At 62.4% G+C, this 18,420-nt stretch carries 14 protein-coding genes and 1 tRNA gene; 5 read left to right on the top strand and 10 right to left on the bottom strand.

Translation table 11 applies throughout. The features are described 5' to 3' along the window. Positions 1–53 precede the first annotated feature (53 nt). Positions 54–644, top strand: a complete 591-nt coding sequence (locus tag KUV46_01855; GenBank protein QYJ01150.1) for an ATP-dependent Clp protease proteolytic subunit — start codon at positions 54–56, stop codon at positions 642–644. On the opposite strand, the gene KUV46_01850 is transcribed toward KUV46_01855, so the two are convergent. Continuing rightward, on the bottom strand, positions 645–1,481 hold the full coding sequence (locus tag KUV46_01850; GenBank protein ID QYJ01149.1) for an alpha/beta hydrolase: 837 nt from the start codon (positions 1,479–1,481) through the stop codon (positions 645–647). 343 nt (positions 1,482–1,824) lie between these two features. On the opposite strand from KUV46_01850, the gene KUV46_01845 reads away from it, so the two are divergent. The 3 genes from KUV46_01845 to KUV46_01835 are packed head-to-tail and all read left to right on the top strand — an operon-like array spanning position 1,825 to position 6,101. After that, positions 1,825–3,990: a TonB-dependent siderophore receptor gene (locus KUV46_01845; GenBank protein QYJ01148.1), complete on the top strand. Its 2,166-nt coding sequence runs from the start codon at positions 1,825–1,827 to the stop codon at positions 3,988–3,990. 27 nt (positions 3,991–4,017) lie between these two features. Continuing rightward, on the top strand, positions 4,018–4,605 hold the full coding sequence (locus tag KUV46_01840; GenBank protein QYJ01147.1) for a hypothetical protein: 588 nt from the start codon (positions 4,018–4,020) through the stop codon (positions 4,603–4,605). A gap of 14 nt (positions 4,606–4,619) precedes the next feature. After that, entirely contained in the window at positions 4,620–6,101 is a 1,482-nt protein-coding gene (locus KUV46_01835; GenBank protein QYJ01146.1) for a PepSY domain-containing protein, read from the top strand. A 299-nt stretch (positions 6,102–6,400) separates the two neighbouring features. On the opposite strand, the gene KUV46_01830 is transcribed toward KUV46_01835, so the two are convergent. The 3 genes from KUV46_01830 to KUV46_01820 form a co-directional block, all read right to left on the bottom strand. Then, a tRNA-Met gene (locus KUV46_01830) sits at positions 6,401–6,477 on the bottom strand. A gap of 89 nt (positions 6,478–6,566) precedes the next feature. Then, positions 6,567–7,673 (bottom strand): NAD(P)/FAD-dependent oxidoreductase, encoded by a 1,107-nt coding sequence (locus tag KUV46_01825; GenBank protein QYJ01145.1) that lies wholly within the window; start codon positions 7,671–7,673, stop codon positions 6,567–6,569. Between the two features lie 9 nt (positions 7,674–7,682). Continuing rightward, the gene (locus KUV46_01820; GenBank protein QYJ01144.1) at positions 7,683–8,822 is read right to left on the bottom strand and encodes a beta-lactamase family protein; all 1,140 of its coding nucleotides are present in this window, start codon (positions 8,820–8,822) and stop codon (positions 7,683–7,685) included. Positions 8,823–9,000: 178 nt separating this feature from the next. Here KUV46_01820 and KUV46_01815 point away from each other — a divergent pair, with 178 nt between their 5' ends. Next, on the top strand, positions 9,001–9,699 hold the full coding sequence (locus KUV46_01815; GenBank protein ID QYJ01143.1) for a hypothetical protein: 699 nt from the start codon (positions 9,001–9,003) through the stop codon (positions 9,697–9,699). On the opposite strand, the gene KUV46_01810 is transcribed toward KUV46_01815, so the two are convergent. The 6 genes from KUV46_01810 to carB all read right to left on the bottom strand — a co-directional run bounded on the left by KUV46_01810 (position 9,696) and on the right by carB (position 18,213). Beyond that, positions 9,696–11,024 carry a hypothetical protein gene (locus KUV46_01810; protein ID QYJ01142.1) on the bottom strand — a complete coding sequence of 443 codons (1,329 nt, stop codon included), beginning with the start codon at positions 11,022–11,024 and terminating at the stop codon, positions 9,696–9,698. The two genes, KUV46_01815 and KUV46_01810, sit on opposite strands and share 4 nt — an antisense overlap. Positions 11,025–11,068: 44 nt before the next feature. Beyond that, positions 11,069–12,037: a thioredoxin-disulfide reductase gene (trxB, locus tag KUV46_01805; protein QYJ01141.1), complete on the bottom strand. Its 969-nt coding sequence runs from the start codon at positions 12,035–12,037 to the stop codon at positions 11,069–11,071. Between the two features lie 117 nt (positions 12,038–12,154). Then, positions 12,155–13,072, bottom strand: coding sequence for a cation diffusion facilitator family transporter (locus KUV46_01800; protein QYJ01140.1), 918 nt, complete (start codon positions 13,070–13,072; stop codon positions 12,155–12,157). 78 nt (positions 13,073–13,150) lie between these two features. Continuing rightward, a complete protein-coding gene (locus KUV46_01795; GenBank protein QYJ01139.1) occupies positions 13,151–14,245 on the bottom strand; it encodes a mitochondrial fission ELM1 family protein in 1,095 nt (364 codons plus the stop codon). Between the two features lie 146 nt (positions 14,246–14,391). Further along, positions 14,392–14,865 (bottom strand): transcription elongation factor GreA, encoded by a 474-nt coding sequence (greA, locus tag KUV46_01790; protein ID QYJ01138.1) that lies wholly within the window; start codon positions 14,863–14,865, stop codon positions 14,392–14,394. 69 nt (positions 14,866–14,934) lie between these two features. After that, positions 14,935–18,213, bottom strand: a complete 3,279-nt coding sequence (gene carB, locus KUV46_01785) for a carbamoyl-phosphate synthase large subunit (protein ID QYJ01137.1) — start codon at positions 18,211–18,213, stop codon at positions 14,935–14,937. Positions 18,214–18,420: the final 207 nt, after the last annotated feature.

Raw genomic sequence — 18,420 nt, 5'->3', positions numbered from 1 at the left:
ATAGCGCTGGCGCGCCTCACCTATGGCTTCTGACTGAATGCACGGGAGACGTCATGTATCGCCTCGACGATGAGACCGAACAGAAACCGCAAACTGAGCCGAACGCCTTTCTTGAAGAGGCGCTGTTCAAGGCCAGAACAATCATGCTCACGGGCGGCGTGGACGACAAACTTGCACGCCGGGTTTGTGAGCGCCTTCTCGCGCTCGATTCCGAGAGCGACAAGCCGATCCTTCTGGTCGTCTCCTCACCGGGTGGCCATGTCGAATCCGGCGACATGATCCACGACATGATCAAGTTCGTGAGCGCGGATGTGAAAATCCTCGGCTCTGGCTGGGTCGCCTCTGCTGGTGCGCTGATCTATTCGGCCGCCAAGAAAGAGAACCGCTACTCGCTGCCGAATACACGCTTCCTGCTTCATGAACCGCGTGGCGGCTTTGGCGGCCAGGCGTCCGACATCGACATTCAGGTGCGCGAGATCGTGCGTATGCGCGAGCGCCTGAACAAGATCTTTGCCGAAGCGACCGGCCAGCCACTTGAGAAGATCAAGGCCGACACCGACCGTGACCACTGGATGAGCGCAGAAGAAGCGGTCGCCTATGGCCTCGTCGGCAAGATCATTACCAGCCGCAAGGACCTTGCCTGATCAGTGCAGGGCGCTGCTTTCAACAGCAGCCGGCATCATTTCAACGACAGAAGTCCGGCCCAGGAAGGGCCGGATTTTTTGTGCCGTCTGTTCTGGTTTCAGGAAGGGGAAGAGGTGTCCGCCATCTTCGATCCATTCCTGACGCGAGCCGGGAATGAAGGTCGACAGCTGAAGCGCGTTTGACGGCGCGATGATGCTGTCGCGTGTGCCAGCGAGGACCAGTGTCGGCGTTGCAAGGAACGGCAGGAAGGCGAGGCTGGACCAGCCCGTGAAACCCAGAAGCTGACGTGACATCGCATCCGGCGGCGCAAAGGCGGCCGCATTGGTGGCGCTGTGCAGTTTGCCGAGGTCGCGTTCCAGCTCATTCCAGAGCTTCAGGAATGGGAATGCCGACGAGAAGAGCCCGGCTTCGCGCCAGTCATGGGTCAGCATGGTGAAGCCGCTGCAGGTCGCTGCGAGGATCAGGTTTGCCACTTCCTTGCGGTACTGAAGTGCCACCTGCTGTGCGAGGACGCCGCCGAGTGAGAAGCCCATAAGGTCAAAGCGGTTGGTGCCAAGCGCCGCGCAGGCCTGAACAACGAGGCGCGCAAGCAGGATAGGCGAATAGACGATATCGGTTTCGGGCGTCTGGCCGCTGCCCGGCATCTCAATCGCGATCAGCCTTGTGTCCCGGAACTGCGCAGCGAAAGGCGGGATCAGCTCCAGCGGAGACCCGATGCCATTAAGGAAAACCAGTGGCCGGCCCGGCGCATCATCATTCCAGATGTGGATGCGAAGCCTGGTCGACCCAGAGCGGTGCCAAACTTCGATGGGCGCAGTGTGGGGAGTATCGGGCAAGTCGTCTACCAGTTTGCGGTGCGAGATGGTGCCATTAAGCCTCGCAATAGTTGCAGACAGCCTAAGCCACGTCAAAGCCTGTCAGGCGCCAGAACGGAAAAAGGGAGACCAAATTGGTCTCCCTGATCCACTCTACGCGGTAAACTCTACCGATGCGTTACATAGTCCATTCGCTCTAGAAAATCCAGAGGCGAAACGCATCGTACGCGTAGTGGCTTGTGGTCTCCTGCGGACTGTCTGCAATTCCCCTCGTAAAAATCTGAGAATGAGATTGACTCGCAAGTGCGACCTCTCTACGGCGACTGTTATTGATAATCATTCGCAAGTCGAGAGTTGAGGGACTATGGGGTACAGGACATTTGCAGCGGCGCTTTTCATATCGGTTAGCACCGGTGCGCTCGCAGCAGCGCAGCAGGCGGCCACACTTGAAGAGGGCGACAGCCGCCAGGAAACTGTCATCGTGACGGGCACGACCGCTTTCGGCGCCACCAAGTCGGACACGCCGATCGTCGAGACCGCGCGGACGCTGTCGGTCGAGACGGCTGAGATGTTTATCGACAAGGGCGCGTTGAACCTGGCTTCGGCGCTGACCTATGTGGCGGGCGTTACGTCAGAGCCATACGGCCTCTCAACGCGCGGCGACTTTCCGCAGTCACGCGGACTGGAGCTGCCGCGCTACCGCGACTCCATTCAGGAGCTGTTCGGCAGCTACAATTCCACCCGCGCCGACCTTTACACGGTGGAGCAGATCGAAGTGCTGAAAGGCCCGGCATCAGTGCTTTACGGGCAGGGCTCACCGGGCGGTATCGTGAACTATGTCTCCAAGACACCGCGCGACACGTTCGGCGGCGAGCTTCGCGCCCAGGTCGGCAACTTTGACCGCTATGAAGTAGCAGGCGATGTGACCGGCCCCGTCGGCGGCGAGGGCAGTCCGTTTTCCTTCCGGCTTGTCGGCCTCTACCGTGATACGGGCACGCAGATCGATCAGGTCGACGAAGAGACCAAGGTTTTCATGCCGTCTCTCGCCTGGCAGGCGACCCCGGATACGCGGTTCACGCTGATCGGTCTGGTGCAGGACACTGACAGCGACGCCGCAGCGCAATTCATCCCGGTAGAAGGCACGCTGTTCCCGCTGGCCGATGGCTCCTATCTCGACACGGACGTCTATGCAGGTGAGCCGGGCTTCAACCGCTACAATACCGAGAGCCAGCAGGTGACCCTGCTGGGTGAGCACCGCATCAATGACAATCTCAGCATTGAAGGCACCGCGCTCTGGCGTTCCGGTGAGGCTGACTATCATCAGGCCTGGCCGACATTTACCGGCGCCGGGCAAAGCCGTTACCTGAATGGTATCTTTGCGGCCCAGCCTGCGCTGGCGGCGGCCGCCGCGCTGCAGGGGTTGACCTTTACCGATACGACAGTGCCGCGCACCTTCTATCAGGGCGACAACACATTCGATCAGCTGGCGGGTGATGTGCGCCTGCGGGCAAGTTTCGTGACCGGGACGCTGGAGCATGAGCTGCTCGCCGGTGTGCAGTATCAGGATGTCGAGACCGACAGCGACCGCGCAAGCTTTTATGGCGGCGGCGCGCTGGCTGGCGACTTCCGCTATGTGCTGGACCTGAAGAACCCGGTCTATGGCAATTACCCGGACCAGAGCGTGTTTGACGCCTTGCTGGTCGACAGTCCGACCCAGACGACGCAGGATCTAGGCTTCTACGTGTCCGACCAGATCGCCTATGACAAATGGCGGTTCACGGCAGGTATCCGTTTTGACAGCGTCGAGAATGAGGCGGGCGCCGTCAGTCAGGACGACGATGCAGTGTCGACCAGTTTTGGTGTCCTCTACCGCTTCGACAACGGCTTCTCGCCCTATGTGAGCTATGCCGAAAGCTTCGAGACGGTGGTTGGCACAACGGCTCAGGGCGATCAGCTGGAGCCGGAAGAAGCGCGCCAGTATGAGGTCGGCTTCAAGTATGAGCCGCGCGGCCTTCCGGGCCTGATCACGGCGGCCTATTACGATATCGAGATTTCCAACCTGCCGAACCCGAACGCGCTGCCGGGTAATGCCGCCCAGCAGCAGGGCGTCTCGACGCTGAAAGGGTTCGAGGCAGAAGCCCGCCTGCAGTTTGATGAGATCTATTTCCAGGCCGCCGCATCCACCATCGATGCGGAAGACCCGAACGGCTTCCAGCTGGCGGCTATTCCGGAAACGCAGGCGTCCCTCTGGACGACGTGGCGTCCTGATGGGGCATGGGAAGGCTTCAAGGCGGGCGCAGGCATCCGCTATGTCGGCGAGACCGTGTCGGAGAATGCGGCCCTCTCCTACACGACGCCGGACTACACGCTGGGCGACCTGATGGTCGGCTATGAGTGGGACCAGTGGGACTTTGCCATCAATGCGCGCAACATCACCGATGAGGACTACCTCACCGGCTGCCTGACGCGCGGCGATTGTTTCCCGGGCCTGCGCCGGACCGTGGTCGCGAGCCTTAGCTACGACTTCTAGTCAGCCCAATCGGGGAGATTGCCAGTGATGACCAGCTTTGGATGGAGCCTGTTCCTGCTCGCTGCGGCGGCGGGGCTTGGCGGTCTCTATATGCTCTATGCAGCATGGAAGCGGCCCGGACGGCCCTTCCATGTGCTGGGCGGCTGGGGCCTGCTCATCGCGGCGCTGGCGGGCGGCCTCATTGCGAATGGTGATCGCGGCCTCGCGCAGGTTAGCTGCATCGTAATGGTGGCGGCCTGTGTCTATCTTGCCGTGCCGATGATGCGCGGCCTGGCCTTGCCGGTTGCCGATGTGCGGGCGCGGGCAGGGGGCAGTGAGCCGGCGGTGCTGGCGTCAAACCCGGTCCTCAGCGGGCTCGCGGGCATCTGGACCTTCCTGCTGACCGGACCGGTGGCGGGCGGCATCGCCCTGTTCGGTGCGGCAGGTCTGTTCAAACTGTTGCGGGTCCTGTCGGTTGGTACAGCGACGGCCGGGGCAATCGCGATCATTACGTCGGTTGTGATCTGGGCGGTGGTGTCAGTCCTGCTGCTCATGGAGCCGAGGGCCGGGCGGCGCTCGGCCTTCGCGGGCAGTCTGCTCGCCCTCAGTCTCATCGCTGCTTTCCTGCCGCTCTAGAAAGGCTTCTTCTCATGGCGACTTCTATCTGGCCAAAATCCAGCAAGGCGCGCGTCGACAGGTCCCTGTCGGCGCACTCGGTCATGGGGCTGGTCATCAGCGCGCTCATGTTCATCGTCTGCCTGTCAGGCACCGTGGCGATGTTCGAGGATGAGATCGGCTGGTGGGAGAACCCCGTCCAGGCGCCGGTCGAATCTGTGTCGCCAGAGGTGGCGCAGGCCGCCGCGATGAACGTCATGGCGCAGCAGCCCGATACGACGCATCTCTATCTCTACCTGCCGCGTGACAACTGGCAGCGTTTTGTCATTGGCGGCGATGACGGGCTGGAGACGGCGGACGCGCAGGGCGCCATGACCGGCGGGTATGAGACGGCTTGGAACGACTTCCTCATCCACCTTCACTATTATCTCAGCCTGCCGACCAGTTTCGGCATGATTGTCGTCGCGATCCTTGGCGTGATGCTGGTGGCGATGGCAGTGTCCGGCCTGCTCGCGCATCCGCGCATCTTCCGTGACGCGTTTCGTCTTCGCCGCAAGGGGCAGGCGCGGCTGGTACAGGCGGACCTTCACAACAGGCTCAGCGTCTGGACCGCGCCCTTCACGATTGTTGTGGCCGTGACAGGCGCGATGATCGGCCTGTTCGTGGTCGTGGCCATGGTGCTCGCGCAGACAAGTTTCGATGGTGACCCGCGCGCGCTGACTGAGTCGATTTTCGGCGAGGAGGGAGAGATTGATGAGAGCCCGGCCCCGCTCGCTGATATAGGCGCGGCGCTCGTCACGATGGAAGAGATGGTGCCGGACGCAAAGCCCTTCCTCGCCATCATTCACGACCCCGGCACGGCGAGCCAGCACACCACTATCTATGGCGAACATACGGACCGTCTCGCCTATGGTGAGATGTATGAGTTCGACGCGGGCGGCGCCTATACGGGCAAGGCGGGCTACACCGACGGCGAGGCAGGCAAGCAGATCGCCATGTCGACCTACCGGCTTCACTTTGGCGATTTTGGCGGGCTCGCCATGAAGGTCGCCTATTTCGTGATGGGGGTCGGTCTCTGCATCGTCGTCGCGGCGGGCCTCAACATCTATTTCCTGAAGCGCGCAGAAGCCGGACGGGGTATGCCGAGACTCGAAGCCGCTTGGGCAGCGCTCGTCTGGGGCAGCCCAGCGCTGCTGGCAGCCACGCTGGCGGTGAGCCTTCTTGGCGTCGCTATGGTATCGCTGACGGCGCTGTTCTGGCTTGGCGCGCTCGCGCTGTGCGGGCTTGGTCTGGTGCTGAGAGATCAGGTGAAGACAGCGCGCTGGATGCGGATCGGCTTCGGCGTGTCATTGCTTGCGGCGGTTGGCGTGCATGCCGCGCGCTTTGCTGAGGCCTATAAGTGGCCGCATGTCTGGGTGGTCAGCGCATGCTTCGCGATTGTCGGACTGGTGCTTCTGGTGCGGCCATTACTGAATGCGCAGACCTCGCCGCAGCGGCTGGCGTCTCAGGGAAGCTAGCGCGGGCGCTCAATGCCCCACCCTAACCCTCCCCGCAAGCGGGGAGGGGACTCGGTTGCGCTTCGCTTCAGCATTGTGGCCATAACTGAGGCAATCGCCCCCTCCCCTCTGGGGAGGGTCGGGGTGGGGCCGTCATCCGGCAAAGAATATCGGAAGGTGGACGCGCAGCCCTGAGCGCGCTTCATGTGAGGAGCGCAGCGACGATACGAAGGCTGATGCTGATGGCCACTGCCGTGGCCTTCATTTCCTATTTTTGGTCCACTGGACCAAAAATTTTGCGAAGCAAACCGGAAAAGAAGTGGTGGTTCGGGGGAGACTTGAACTCCCGACCTCACGATTATGAGTCGTGCGCTCTAACCAGCTGAGCTACCGAACCGATCGGCCCATGGGGCGATGCCGCAGGACCCGGTAAGAGCGGGCTGCGAAGCGGGCTGAATACACATTGAAGATGGCTCGTGCAACCGCCTAATCCAGCAAGCCTGCGACATGATCGGCAATGGCGAGCGAGGAGGTGAGGCCCGGGCTCTCGATCCCGATGAGGTGGATGAGGTGTTCGCTTTCCTTGCGGATCATGAAGTCGCCAGAGGGGGCGCCTTTCTCTACAATCTTGGGACGCACGCCTGCATAGTCTGGCGTGAGGGCACCGTCCGGCAGGCCCGGCCAGTAGCGGCGCGCAGAATCGTAAAAGAGCGAGGCGCGGGCGGGATCCACCTGGTAATTGAAGGGCGGTTTTGCATCATCCGGCAGCCATTCAGCGTCTGGCCCGAGCTTGCCGCGGCCTGCAAGGTCCACTGTGAGGTGAAGGCCGAGACTGGCGCGGCCCGGCATCGGATAGATGAGGCGCGAGAAGGGCGTCTTGCCGAGAATGCTGAAATAACTGCCTTTCACATAATGCGGCTCTGGCAGGTCGATGTCGGCATCGATGAGGCGCGCAAGTTCGATGGCGCGGTGGCCTGCGCAATTGATGACGGTGCGGGCTGTGATCCTGGCGGGGGTTTCGCCGCCCGTGACGAGTTCTACACCGTCGGCCGTGCGCGTGCCTTCGGTGACGGGCGTGCCAAAGGCGATCATGCCGCCTGCGTCTTCCAGCTCCCCCTGAAGGGCGAGGAAATAGCCATGGCTGTCGAAGATGCCTGAGACAGGAGAGTGGATCGCGGCGGCAATGTCTTCGCTGAGGGCAGGCTCCATCCGGCGGGCCTCGACGCCCGGGATGATCTTGAGGTCCTCGACATCGTTTTCGCGCGCGCGGGCGAGAATGTCCGCGAGGCGGTCTTCTTCATCCGGGTGGGCGACGACGAGCTTGCCGCAATTATTGTACTCGACGCCGTGATCCTGAAGGTAGGCGTAGAGCTTGCGGCGCCCTTCGACGCAGAAGCGCGCCTTGAGCGAGTCTTTCGGGTAATAAAGCCCGGCATGGATGACTTCTGAATTGCGGGACGAGGTATGGCTGGCGATGAGGTCTTCGGCTTCGAGCACGATGACATCTCGCCCCGCCTGCGCGCAAGCCCGCGCAACGGCAAGGCCGATGACACCGGCCCCGATGACAATGAGATCTGCGTCCAGCCTGTCCATCCATTCTCCTTATGCGGCGCCGAGCGCCTGCCAGACTTCAGCAGCGAGCGTGATGGCCCGCATATCGCCGGTGGTCGTTCCCTGCATCCTGTTCATCGCATAGGCGATCGTCGTGCGCGCCGCCATATCGATGAGGACGATGGAGCCGCCATAGCCGCCCCAGAACATGGCCTGATCATGGAGCGCTGGCGACATCGGCCCGGAAAGACCGAACCCCATGCCATAGCGAACCGGCATATCGAGCACGAGATCGGTGCCCTCGACCTGGCATTCAAGCGCCTTGCGGCAACCTGCCTCGGAGAGGAAGCGCTTGCCCTGGGAGACACCGCCATTGGCGAGGATAGTATGGATTTCGGCAACCGAGCGGGCGTTGCCGGTCCCGCCGGCGGCCGGGATTTCAGCGCCGCGCCAGGCGCGTGTGCGGGTCTCACCGACTTCGATGGGCGGATTGGCGAAAGCGGCCTTCTTGATGTCGGTCTCGAAGCTGAAGCCGCCGCCCGCTGCTGGTGGGGGCTGCAGGTCTGCGACGCGGTGATCCTCTGATGCGGGCAGGCCGATATGGAAGTCTGCGCCAAGAGGCTCTGCGATGTCTTCTCGGAAGACGGCGCCGACGGTGCGCCCGCTCGCGCGGCGGATGACTTCACCAACGAGATAGCCTTGCGACATGGCGTGATAGCCGGGGGCTGTGCCAGGCTCCCAGAGCGGGGCCTGCGCTGCCAACAGGCTGACGGCGAGATCCCAGTCATAGAGCATTTCCTTAGGCGCGGGCTCGGTCCAGCCGGGCACGCCAGAGGAGTGGCTCATCAGGTGAGAGACCTTGACCTTGTCTTTTCCGTTCGCGGCAAATTCCGGCCAGTATTCGGCGACCGGTGCGTCGAAGTCGATCAGGCCCTTGTCCGACAGGTAGAGCGCCGTCAGGGCGGTCATCGTCTTCGTCGTCGAATAGACGTTGACGATCGTGTCCTTTTCCCACGGACGGGTCTTTTCCGGGTCTGCATAGCCGCCCCAGAGGTCAATGATGGTCTCGCCATCCTTGGTGACGCAGAAGGACGCGCCGATATCGGTGTCGTCCTGCAGGTTCTTCTCAAATTGCTCGCGTACGCCTGCGAATTTCTCGTCAGCTTGTCCGTGCGCCATCTGCTCAGCCATGGCTTGTATCCCCCCGTCTTCTTTTTTCTTTGGCGAAACTAGGAGGACGGCGGCGAACAGGCAACGAAGAAGGAGGCTGGCTGCTTGATTGGCGAGACGGAATTTCGCGCTATCCTCACCTCGCATGAGACAGATTGCTGTTTCCCTCGCGCTTTTGCTCATGGCCGCATTGCCGGTCATGGCGGATCCTGCAGAGGAAGCCTTTGCCGCGGGGCGTTACCTTGAAGCGGCGAGCATCGCCGAGCAGGCAGGCGGCGCGGACAATCTGGCGCGGGCGGCTCGCTGTCTTCTTGCTAATGAGGTTGCTGCAGGCACGCTGGATGAAGCGGTGCTGCGACGGGCCGAGAAGCTGGCGCGGGTGGCCTTGCAGGAGGACGCTGATCACGGAGAGGCGCGCCTGCAGCTGGCCATCGCGCTGTCCATGCGATCACGCCTGATGAGTACGCGCGAAGTCCTGAATGCGGGCTATGGCAAGACGGGTCGCGAGCTCGCCGAAGGTGTTCTGGAGGATGACCCTTCCAACGTTTATGCCCACGGCTTTCTGGCTGTGTGGAATGTCGAAGTGCTTCACCGGGGCGGATCACTGGGGGCGGCCTGGTTCGGGGCGAGCCTTTCGTCAGCGCGGGCGCATTTCGAAAAGGCGCGGCTGCTGGATGCGGACAATGCGTCGCTCTGCTGGCAGTATGCGCGAGCGCTCGCCGCTCAGGATTACCGGCGCAATCAGGACGAAATCTTCGAGGTCCTGACCTGCGCCTTGGAAGCACGTACCAATAGCGAGATGGACAAGCTCATGCAGGCGCGGGCGCGCGAGTTCTGGAGCTTCGCGCGCGCCCATAGCGGCAAGCAGATCGAAGCGCGCGCGGCAGACCTCCTCTAGGGCTGGCCTCCGGAAGCTGACGCCAGAAGCGGCACGTAGTTGCGGCGGCAGTCGAGCGCAGTTGGCGCGCTGGCCGGGCGTTGGCGCAGCGCAAATTCGTGGCTGATGACGGCCATGGTCACCGCGTCCCTGTCGAGACCCCCATTACGGGCCGGGTCGTTGACGAGGCTGCGATAGGCGTTGGCGGCAGCTTGCAGGAGGGCCGTCTCGGCAAGCTCCGAGCGGCCTGTGTCCAATTCTTTCTCTATGACGAGCAGGCAGGAAGCGGCAGCATCGCCGTTGGGGCTGAGTGGGGTATCGGCAAGGATGGCAAAGCGCTGGCCGCTGGCGAGGATGACCGGATCCGGCGTTGGCGCGCGGTCGAAGATGGCGTCGGCCAGGCTGGCGGCGAGCTGGCCGGGGGCAGGCGCGGCGTCTGAAGGCTGGCTGGACGCAGCAGCAGCGGCGGCGACCCGGTCGCGGGCTTCGAGCTGGATGAGGATATGCTCTTTCCCGGCCTCGCGAACTGCATCGCGGGGCAGGTCTTCGAGCATGTATTGCGCGCTCTCCAGCCCCATTTCGAAGGCGTAGCCAATCCACTGGGCGGCGGCGACCATTTGAGGCGTGCCGCCCCAGACACCGTCCCGGTAGATCGCGCCGAGCGTGGTGGCCGCAGACGGATCCTTGCGGGCTGCGGCGACGAGGAGGTCATGAGCCTCAGCGCGGGTCGACGGGCACTGGTTCTGGCGCAGGCAGAAGCGGGCGAGAAGGCGCGCCGCATCGGGGCTTCCCGCCCGAGCGCGGGTGAGAATGGTGCTTTCGTCGGAGGGGGCAGCGGCTTCGGGCACTGGTGCCTCAGCAGGGGCGGGCGCGGCGTCGGCGGGGGCAGGGGAGAGATAGGCGCCGCCGCCAGCCGCGATGACGAGCTCACGCGGCATCTGGGAAAGACGCGTCGACGCGATCGGGTCGCCCAGTTTCGCGGCGAGAACCGCGAACTCAGCCGATTTGACCTCGTCTTTGGCCTGTCCGGCGTCGCCGTAGGCATAGATCCGGCTCAGGTGGATGGCGGCCGGCCAGTCGCCGGCTTCCGCCGCGCGGGTGAGATAGGTGACGCCAAGATCCTGATCGCGCGCATAGCCCATCCCGTAGAGATAGGCCTGACCGATAATGGCGAGGGCGTCGGCTTCCCCCGCATCTGCATAGCGGCGGATCAGGGCGATCTCGCTATAGTCTTTTTCCAGATAAGCATCGATCGCCGCATCAAGCTCTGGCGGGCCAGCAAAGGCTGGACCGGCAAGCAGAAGCGCAAGCCCGAGCAGGCCAGCAGTGTGTTTTCGCGTCCCCATAAGAGGCGAGAATAGCGGTGATGCAGGGTCTGTCTACTGCCGGTCTATTCGGCGGCGACGGCCTCATTGATGGCGACCTGCTCTTCCAGCCAGTGTTCGGCTTCGAGGGCAGCCATGCAGCCCATGCCAGCAGCCGTCACGGCCTGGCGGTAAGTCTCATCGGTCACGTCGCCAGCCGCATAGACGCCAGGAATGTTCGTCTTGGTCGTGCCGGGTTCAGTGATGAGGTAGCCATTGGCTTTCATGTCGACCTTGCCTTTGAAAAGCTCGGTCTGCGGGGCGTGACCAATGGCGATGAAGACGCCGTGGACGTCGCGGGTTTCTTCGTTGCCGGTCTTCACATTCTTGAGGCGGGCTGCCGTCACGCCGGGAGGGTTGTCCTCACCAATGACTTCCTCGAGCACCGTGTCCCAGAGGATTTCGACTTTCGGGTGCTTGAACAGACGGTCCTGCAGGATCTTTTCTGCGCGAAAGCTGTCGCGGCGGTGCACCACAGTAACCTTGGAGGCGAAGTTCGTCAGGAAGAGCGCTTCCTCGACGGCCGTGTTGCCACCGCCGACGACGATGACTTCCTTGCCGCGATAGAAGAAACCGTCACAGGTCGCGCAAGCGGAGACGCCGAAGCCCTGATACTTTTCCTCAGACGGCAGGCCGAGCCATTTGGCCTGTGCACCGGTGCAGATGATGACAGCGTCGCCAGTATAGGTCGTGCCGCTTTCGCCGATGGCGCGGAAAGGGCGGCTCTCGAAATCGACTTCAGCGATGTGATCTTCGGAGACCTTGGTGCCCATCTTCTCGGCATGGTCACGCATCTTTTCCATGAGCTCCGGGCCCTGGATTTCAGCGAAGCCCGGATAGTTTTCCACTTCGGTGGTGATGGTCAGCTGGCCGCCGGGCTGCAGGCCTGCAACGACGCGCGTGTCGCGCAGGGCGCGGGCCCCATAGATCGCAGCTGTCCAGCCTGCCGGGCCGGACCCGATGATCAGGATTTCAGAATGGATTGTCTCGCTCATCACCCGCTCCAGTCTTCTGGCCAGTTCGTCAGCCAGTCTTTGTTTTCTGGGCTACAGGTATGGGGATTCTTTGCCGCTGAATAAAGCCCCTGACATGCACAGCAGCAGTGCGGGAGGTCAGGGCAGGTCTGGCGCCTTGTGCACTTCGACGGTGGCGTGACTGACGCCAAACTGCTGTTGCAGCCGGGTTTTTACCGCGCGGCGGACCGTATCGAGGCAGGCACCATCGCGGGCGACGACTTCCAGGGTGACGAGTGGTTTCTGCTCTGTCAGCGCCCAAGCGTGGATGTGGGTGACGCGGGCAGCGTCCTCGAGATTGGCTTCGAGATCCTTCTTGATGTCATCGGGGCTAAGGCCGGACGGCACGCCCTCGATCAGGATATGCGCGCTTTCGCGCGTCACGCGCCAGCCGCCAACAGCGATGATCAGGGCGACGACGACGGAGAGGATCGGGTCGATCGGCGTCCAGCCCGTCGCGAGGATGAGGATGGCGGCCACGATGGCAGCGACAGAGCCGAGGAGGTCGCCTGCGACATGCCAGATGGCACCGCGCATGTTGAGGTCATCATGATCGCCGCCATGCAGGATGAAGAAGGCGATGATATTCACGACAAGGCCCGCGATAGCGACGCCAAGCAGGATCCCGCCAAGGATGGGCTGTGGCTCCAGCAGGCGGTGGATAGCCTCCCAGACGATCCAGACGGCGAGAGCGAGCAAAGCGAGACCGTTCACGAAGGCGGCGAGCACCTTGAAGCGGGCAAAGCCGAAACTGCGAAGGCCATCTGCGGGACGCGCCGCGAGCCGGAAGCCGACCCAGGCCAAGGCAAGCGAGCCAGCATCGGTCAGCATGTGCGCCGCATCTGCCAGCAGGGCGAGCGAGCCGGAGATGATGCCGCCGATGATTTCGGCGCCCATGAAGGCAAAAGTGAGTACGGCAGCGATGGCGACGCGCTTGCGTGCGTCAGCCGTCTCCGTCACTGCGTGATGGTGACGGTGCTCGTGGTGTCCAATGCCGTGCGAATGGGTGTGTGCCATGCCTGCAAGATCGTGGGACTCGCGTCGAAGTCAAGAAAAAATGCAGAAAAAACAGTTAGTTGAGAATGTGATTACGTCTCATTCCAACCAGTCGGGCAGGACAACGGATTGATCTTTCACGTCTTTCAGTGCGGGCTGGGGATGCCGGGCGATCAGTTTTTCGATGATGGCGTCAGCAACGCGGTCGGCTTCGCGAAGCGGCGGATACTGCCAGTGGGCGAGTGTGCCATCGAACCAGCGCGCACAGCCGCGTGAAATGAGACTTTCATGCAGCCGGTCGAATTTCGGGCTGGAGCCTTCAAGGCGCGCCATGTGAATGGGCAGGGCGTGCCATGCAGCGTCAGACAGCATGTTCGCGCTGTCCTCGGTCACGATGGCGGCGTCTGAGTACAGAAGCCAGGCGAGATAGGGGTTCTGGCCGTCCTGCGGACCGGACCAGAAGCGTGCGCCCACCTTGTCAGCAAAAGCGCGGAAGCGGGCGACGATTTCGACCGGGGTACGCCGGGAGGCCGTGATGCGCAGGCGCCACTTCTGCTGGGCGAGGGCAGCAAGCTGCGCTTCGAGACGGTCGGCGGCGGCCTCCGTGAATCGGTGCGCCTTGGAGTCGCCGCCGAGGATCACGATGCAGGATTTACCCTGCTCATCGGCGAGGTCAGCGAAAGCCTGCCCGGCGGTTTCTATGTCGTCGGAGGCAAAGTGAGAGGGCGAACCGACTGTCTGGATCACGTTCGGGCCAGTGACGTCATCATGCTGTGGCACGACGAGAAGGTCGAATTTGTCGGCTGACGTCTTCGGGTCGAGGATCTGGACTGTCAGCGTGCGCCCGCCCGACAGCTCCCTGATCCGCGCCGTATAGGGCGCGCTGCGGCGGCCCGCGGCGATCCAGACATCGGGGAAGGGGGGCTGGAACAGGCTGCGCTGCTCCTTTGGCAGAGCGGCAAGCGGCATAGGCCAGTTGCCACCCGGCAGCAGCGTCCATGGCGCGCGCGGGGTGAGCACGATTGGCGTTTCGCGGTGACCTGCGCCAGCGATGTGGGCGATCTGCATCCAGCGGCCGGTGCTGGACAGCGCACGCATGACGGCGCGGACCTGCGCGGCATTACCTGCGCGTCCATCAGAGACACCCCAGACCGAAGGGCCTAGCTGATCGTCTGCATGAGAGGCCGGAGCCATGCTGCTTGCGCCTTTCCATAGTGGTTATGGTGAAGGTGGCTTTGTGCCAGTTTTCGCCGCGTCGTGCACCCGCGCTTTCATGTGGAAAAGAAGAAGCCGGCAAGGTGGTCCCTGCCGGCTCTTCGATCCTGTCGCGGAATGCCGCCCTATTTGAACTCGACGTTCTCGATTTCGTAGACGCGGGCGCCGCCAGGTGCGGCGACTTCTGCTTCGTCGCCAACAGTCTTGCCGATCAGCGCACGGGCAATCGGCGACTGGATGGAAACCTTGCCCTTGGCAATGTCGGCTTCATCCTCGCCAACGATGCGATAGGTGACTTCCTTTTCGGTGTCGGCATCGATGAGGGTGACGGTCGCGCCGAAGACGACCTTGTCGCCCTTCAGCTTCGTCACGTCGATCACTTCAGCGCGCGCAAGCTTGTCTTCAAGTTCAGCCACGCGGCCTTCGATGAAGCTCTGCTTTTCCTTGGCAGCATGATACTCAGCGTTTTCCGACAGGTCGCCATGCTCACGTGCTTCGGCGATCGCAGCGATGACAGCCGGGCGTTCAACCGACTTCAAATGCTTGAGTTCTGCGTCGAGGGCAGCATGCCCTTCGGCGGTCATGGGTGTTCTTTGCATATCGAGAATAACCGTCTGTTTAACGTGTCAGCGTCTGTCTAAACGCGAATTCCGTCAAGTAGGGTTGTGTCAGGCCTGCTGCAAGGGGCGAACGGTGAGTTCGCGTTCGCGCAGCGTGCGAATGCCCTGCACCGACGCAATCGAGGCCGCAAGTGTCGTGAAATACGGGATCTTGCGGGTCAGCGCCGTGCGCCGGATCGAGGCGGAATCCTTGAGCGACTGGGCACCCTCGGTCGTGTTGAAGACAAGCTGCACGCCGCCATTGATCATCCGGTCGACAATGTGGGGCTGGCCTTCGATGACCTTGTTGATGCGTTCAACGGCGATGCCATTCTCTTCCAGGAAGGTAGCGGTGCCGCTGGTCGCGATGATGCTGAAGCCCATCTCCACAAGCTCTTTCACTGAATTGAGTACCAATGGCTTGTCGCTGTCCTTGAGCGAGATGAAGACAGAGCCCTCGCGCGGCAGGTGCACGTCGACGGCGATCTGCGACTTCAGGAAGGCCGCGCCGAAATCATCGTCCCAACCCATGACTTCGCCGGTTGAGCGCATTTCCGGGCCAAGCACGGGATCGACGCCCGGGAAGCGGGCAAATGGGAAGACGGCTTCCTTGACCGCAACGCGGCGCGGCTTGGCATTGCTGAGGTCGAACTCGGTGAGCGACGCGCCAGCCATGATCTTTGCGGCGATCTTGGCAATCGGTGCGCCGACCGCCTTCGCCACAAAGGGGACAGTCCGCGAGGCGCGCGGGTTGGCTTCGAGCACGAAAATCTCATCATCTTTCACAGCGAACTGGATGTTGATGAGGCCGCGGACCTTCAGCTCACGCGCAAGCGCCGCTGCGGAGTCCGAGAGGCGCTGGATGATGTCGGCCGAGAGCGTGTAGGGCGGCAGGGCGCACGCGCTGTCACCGGAATGGACGCCGGCTTCCTCGATATGCTCCATGATGCCCGCGACGTGGACATTCGTCTCGTCGCACAGGGCGTCGACATCGACTTCGATGGCGTCTGAAAGATAGCGGTCGAGGAAGAGCGACTGGTCGCCAGAGACCTTCATGGCCTCTTTTGCGAACGCCTTCACATCGGCGTCGTCGCGGCAGATTTCCATGGCGCGGCCACCGAGCACGAAGCTCGGGCGCAGCATGATCGGATAGCCAAGCTTGCGCGCCATCTCGAGGGCTTCTTCCTCTGACCGGACAGTGGCGGACGGGGCCTGCTTGATGTCGAGCCGGTCGAGCAGCGCGGCAAAACGCTCACGGTCTTCAGCAAGATCAATGGAGACTGGGCTGGTGCCGAGGATCGGGACGCCGGCATCGTGTAGCGGTGTGGCAAGCTTCAGCGGCGTCTGGCCGCCGAACTGGACGATGACGCCCTGCAGCTCTCCCTTGCCCCGTTCCTTGGCGATGATTTCGGAGACGTGCTCATGGGTGAGCGGCTCGAAATAGAGCCGGTCCGAGGTGTCATAGTCGGTCGAGACTGTCTCAGGGTTGCAGTTGACCATGATCGACTCGATGCCGACCTCTTCCATCGCAAAAGCGGCGTGACAGCAGCAATAGTCGAACTCAATGCCCTGGCCGATCCGGTTTGGGCCGCCGCCAAGGATGATCGCCTTCTTGCGGTCAGAGACGTTCGCCTCATCGTCGGCTTCAGTCTTGCCGTAGGGCGGGTGCTCATATGTCGAATAGAGATACGGCGTCTTCGCTGCGAATTCGGCCGCACAGGTATCGATACGCTTGTAGACCGGGCGCACGCCAATCTTGTGGCGCGCGGTGCGGACACCGGCTTCGGACTGACCTGTCAGTTGGGCGAGGCGGGCATCGGAGAAACCTTGCGCCTTGAGCTCGGTCATGTTGTAGCGGTCGGTCGGCAGGCCATCGCGGCGCACATTGGCTTCGGTCTCGATGAGGCCTGCAATCTGACGCAGGAACCAGCGGTCGATGCTGGTGATGCGGAAGACGTCCTCAACGCTGAAGCCTTCACGGAAAGCCTGCGCCACATGGAGCAGGCGGTCAGGGGTCGGACGGGCGAGCGCAGAGTGAAGCGCTTCGCTGCCGGTCACTTCGGATTCGTTGAAGCCGGTGAGACCCGTTTCGAGCGAGCAGAGCGCCTTCTGCACACTTTCCTGGAAGTTGCGGCCGATGGCCATGGCTTCGCCGACGGACTTCATCGCTGTCGTCAGGGTCGGTTCTGAGCCGCGATATTTCTCGAAGGCAAAGCGCGGGATCTTCGTGACAACATAATCAATGGTCGGCTCGAAGGAGGCTGGCGTCACACCGGTGATGTCATTATCGAGTTCGTCGAGCGTGTAGCCGACGGCCAGCTTGGCGGCGATCTTCGCAATCGGGAAGCCTGTCGCCTTGGACGCCAGCGCAGACGAGCGCGAGACGCGCGGGTTCATCTCGATAACGACGAGACGGCCATTGTCAGGGTTCACAGCGAACTGGACGTTCGAGCCGCCCGTTTCCACGCCGATCTCGCGCAGGACGGCCAGCGAAGCGTTGCGCATGATCTGGTATTCGCGGTCGGTCAGCGTGAGAGCAGGCGCGACGGTGATCGAATCGCCAGTGTGCACGCCCATCGGGTCGATATTTTCGATGGAGCAGATGATGATGGCATTGTCCGCCTTGTCGCGAACGACCTCCATCTCGAACTCTTTCCAGCCGAGAAGGCTCTCATCGACGAGCACCTGCGCGACCGGCGAGGCAGCGAGGCCGGAGCGGACGATCTCTTCATACTCTTCGACATTGTAGGCGACGCCGCCGCCCGTGCCGCCCAGCGTGTAGGCAGGGCGGATAATGGCAGGCAGGCCAACTTCTTCCAGCACGTCCATGGCGCGCTTGAGGCCTTCAATCCGGTCGTAGCCGGTGACCTTGCCAGCTTCGTTCTTTATCTCTGGCGCAGAGACGATGGCAGCGCGCGGATTTTCGAGGCCGATCCGGTCCATGGCTTCGCGGAAAAGGCGGCGGTCTTCTGCCATCTCGATGGCTTCAGCGCGCGCACCGATCAGCTCGACGCCGTATTTTTCGAGGATGCCGTCCTTGTAGAGGTCGAGCGCGCAGTTCAGCGCCGTCTGGCCGCCCATGGTTGGCAGGATCGCGTCAGGCTTTTCGGCCGCGATGATCTTCTCGACAAAATGAGGTGTGATCGGCTCGACATAGGTCGCGTCAGCCATGTCCGGATCGGTCATGATCGTCGCGGGGTTCGAGTTCACCAGAATGACGCGGTAGCCTTCATCCTTGAGAGCCTTGATGGCCTGAACGCCGGAATAGTCGAACTCGCAGGCCTGGCCGATAATAATGGGGCCGGCACCGATAACGAGGATGGATTTAAGGTCGGTGCGTTTTGGCATCTCATGTCCTCGTCATTTCATGACCAATGGTCAAACGGGTGCGCTATAGCGGCGCTTGAGGGCAGGGGGCAAGACCACAATCAGGGAAAACTGACGATTGTCTGCAGGCCGGTCCTGCGTGCAGGCCGGAAACTAACACGAGGGGGCGCTGAGCAAAGGTGCCTTGGTCAATTGAAGACAAGAAAAAAGGCCCCCTGCGATGAGGGG

This window comes from Thalassovita mediterranea (assembly GCA_019448215.1).
In the GTDB taxonomy this organism is placed as follows: Bacteria; Pseudomonadota; Alphaproteobacteria; order Caulobacterales; family Hyphomonadaceae; genus Henriciella.
Note: the sequence above shows the minus strand (reverse complement) of the source record. Positions and strands in the feature narration are given on the sequence as shown.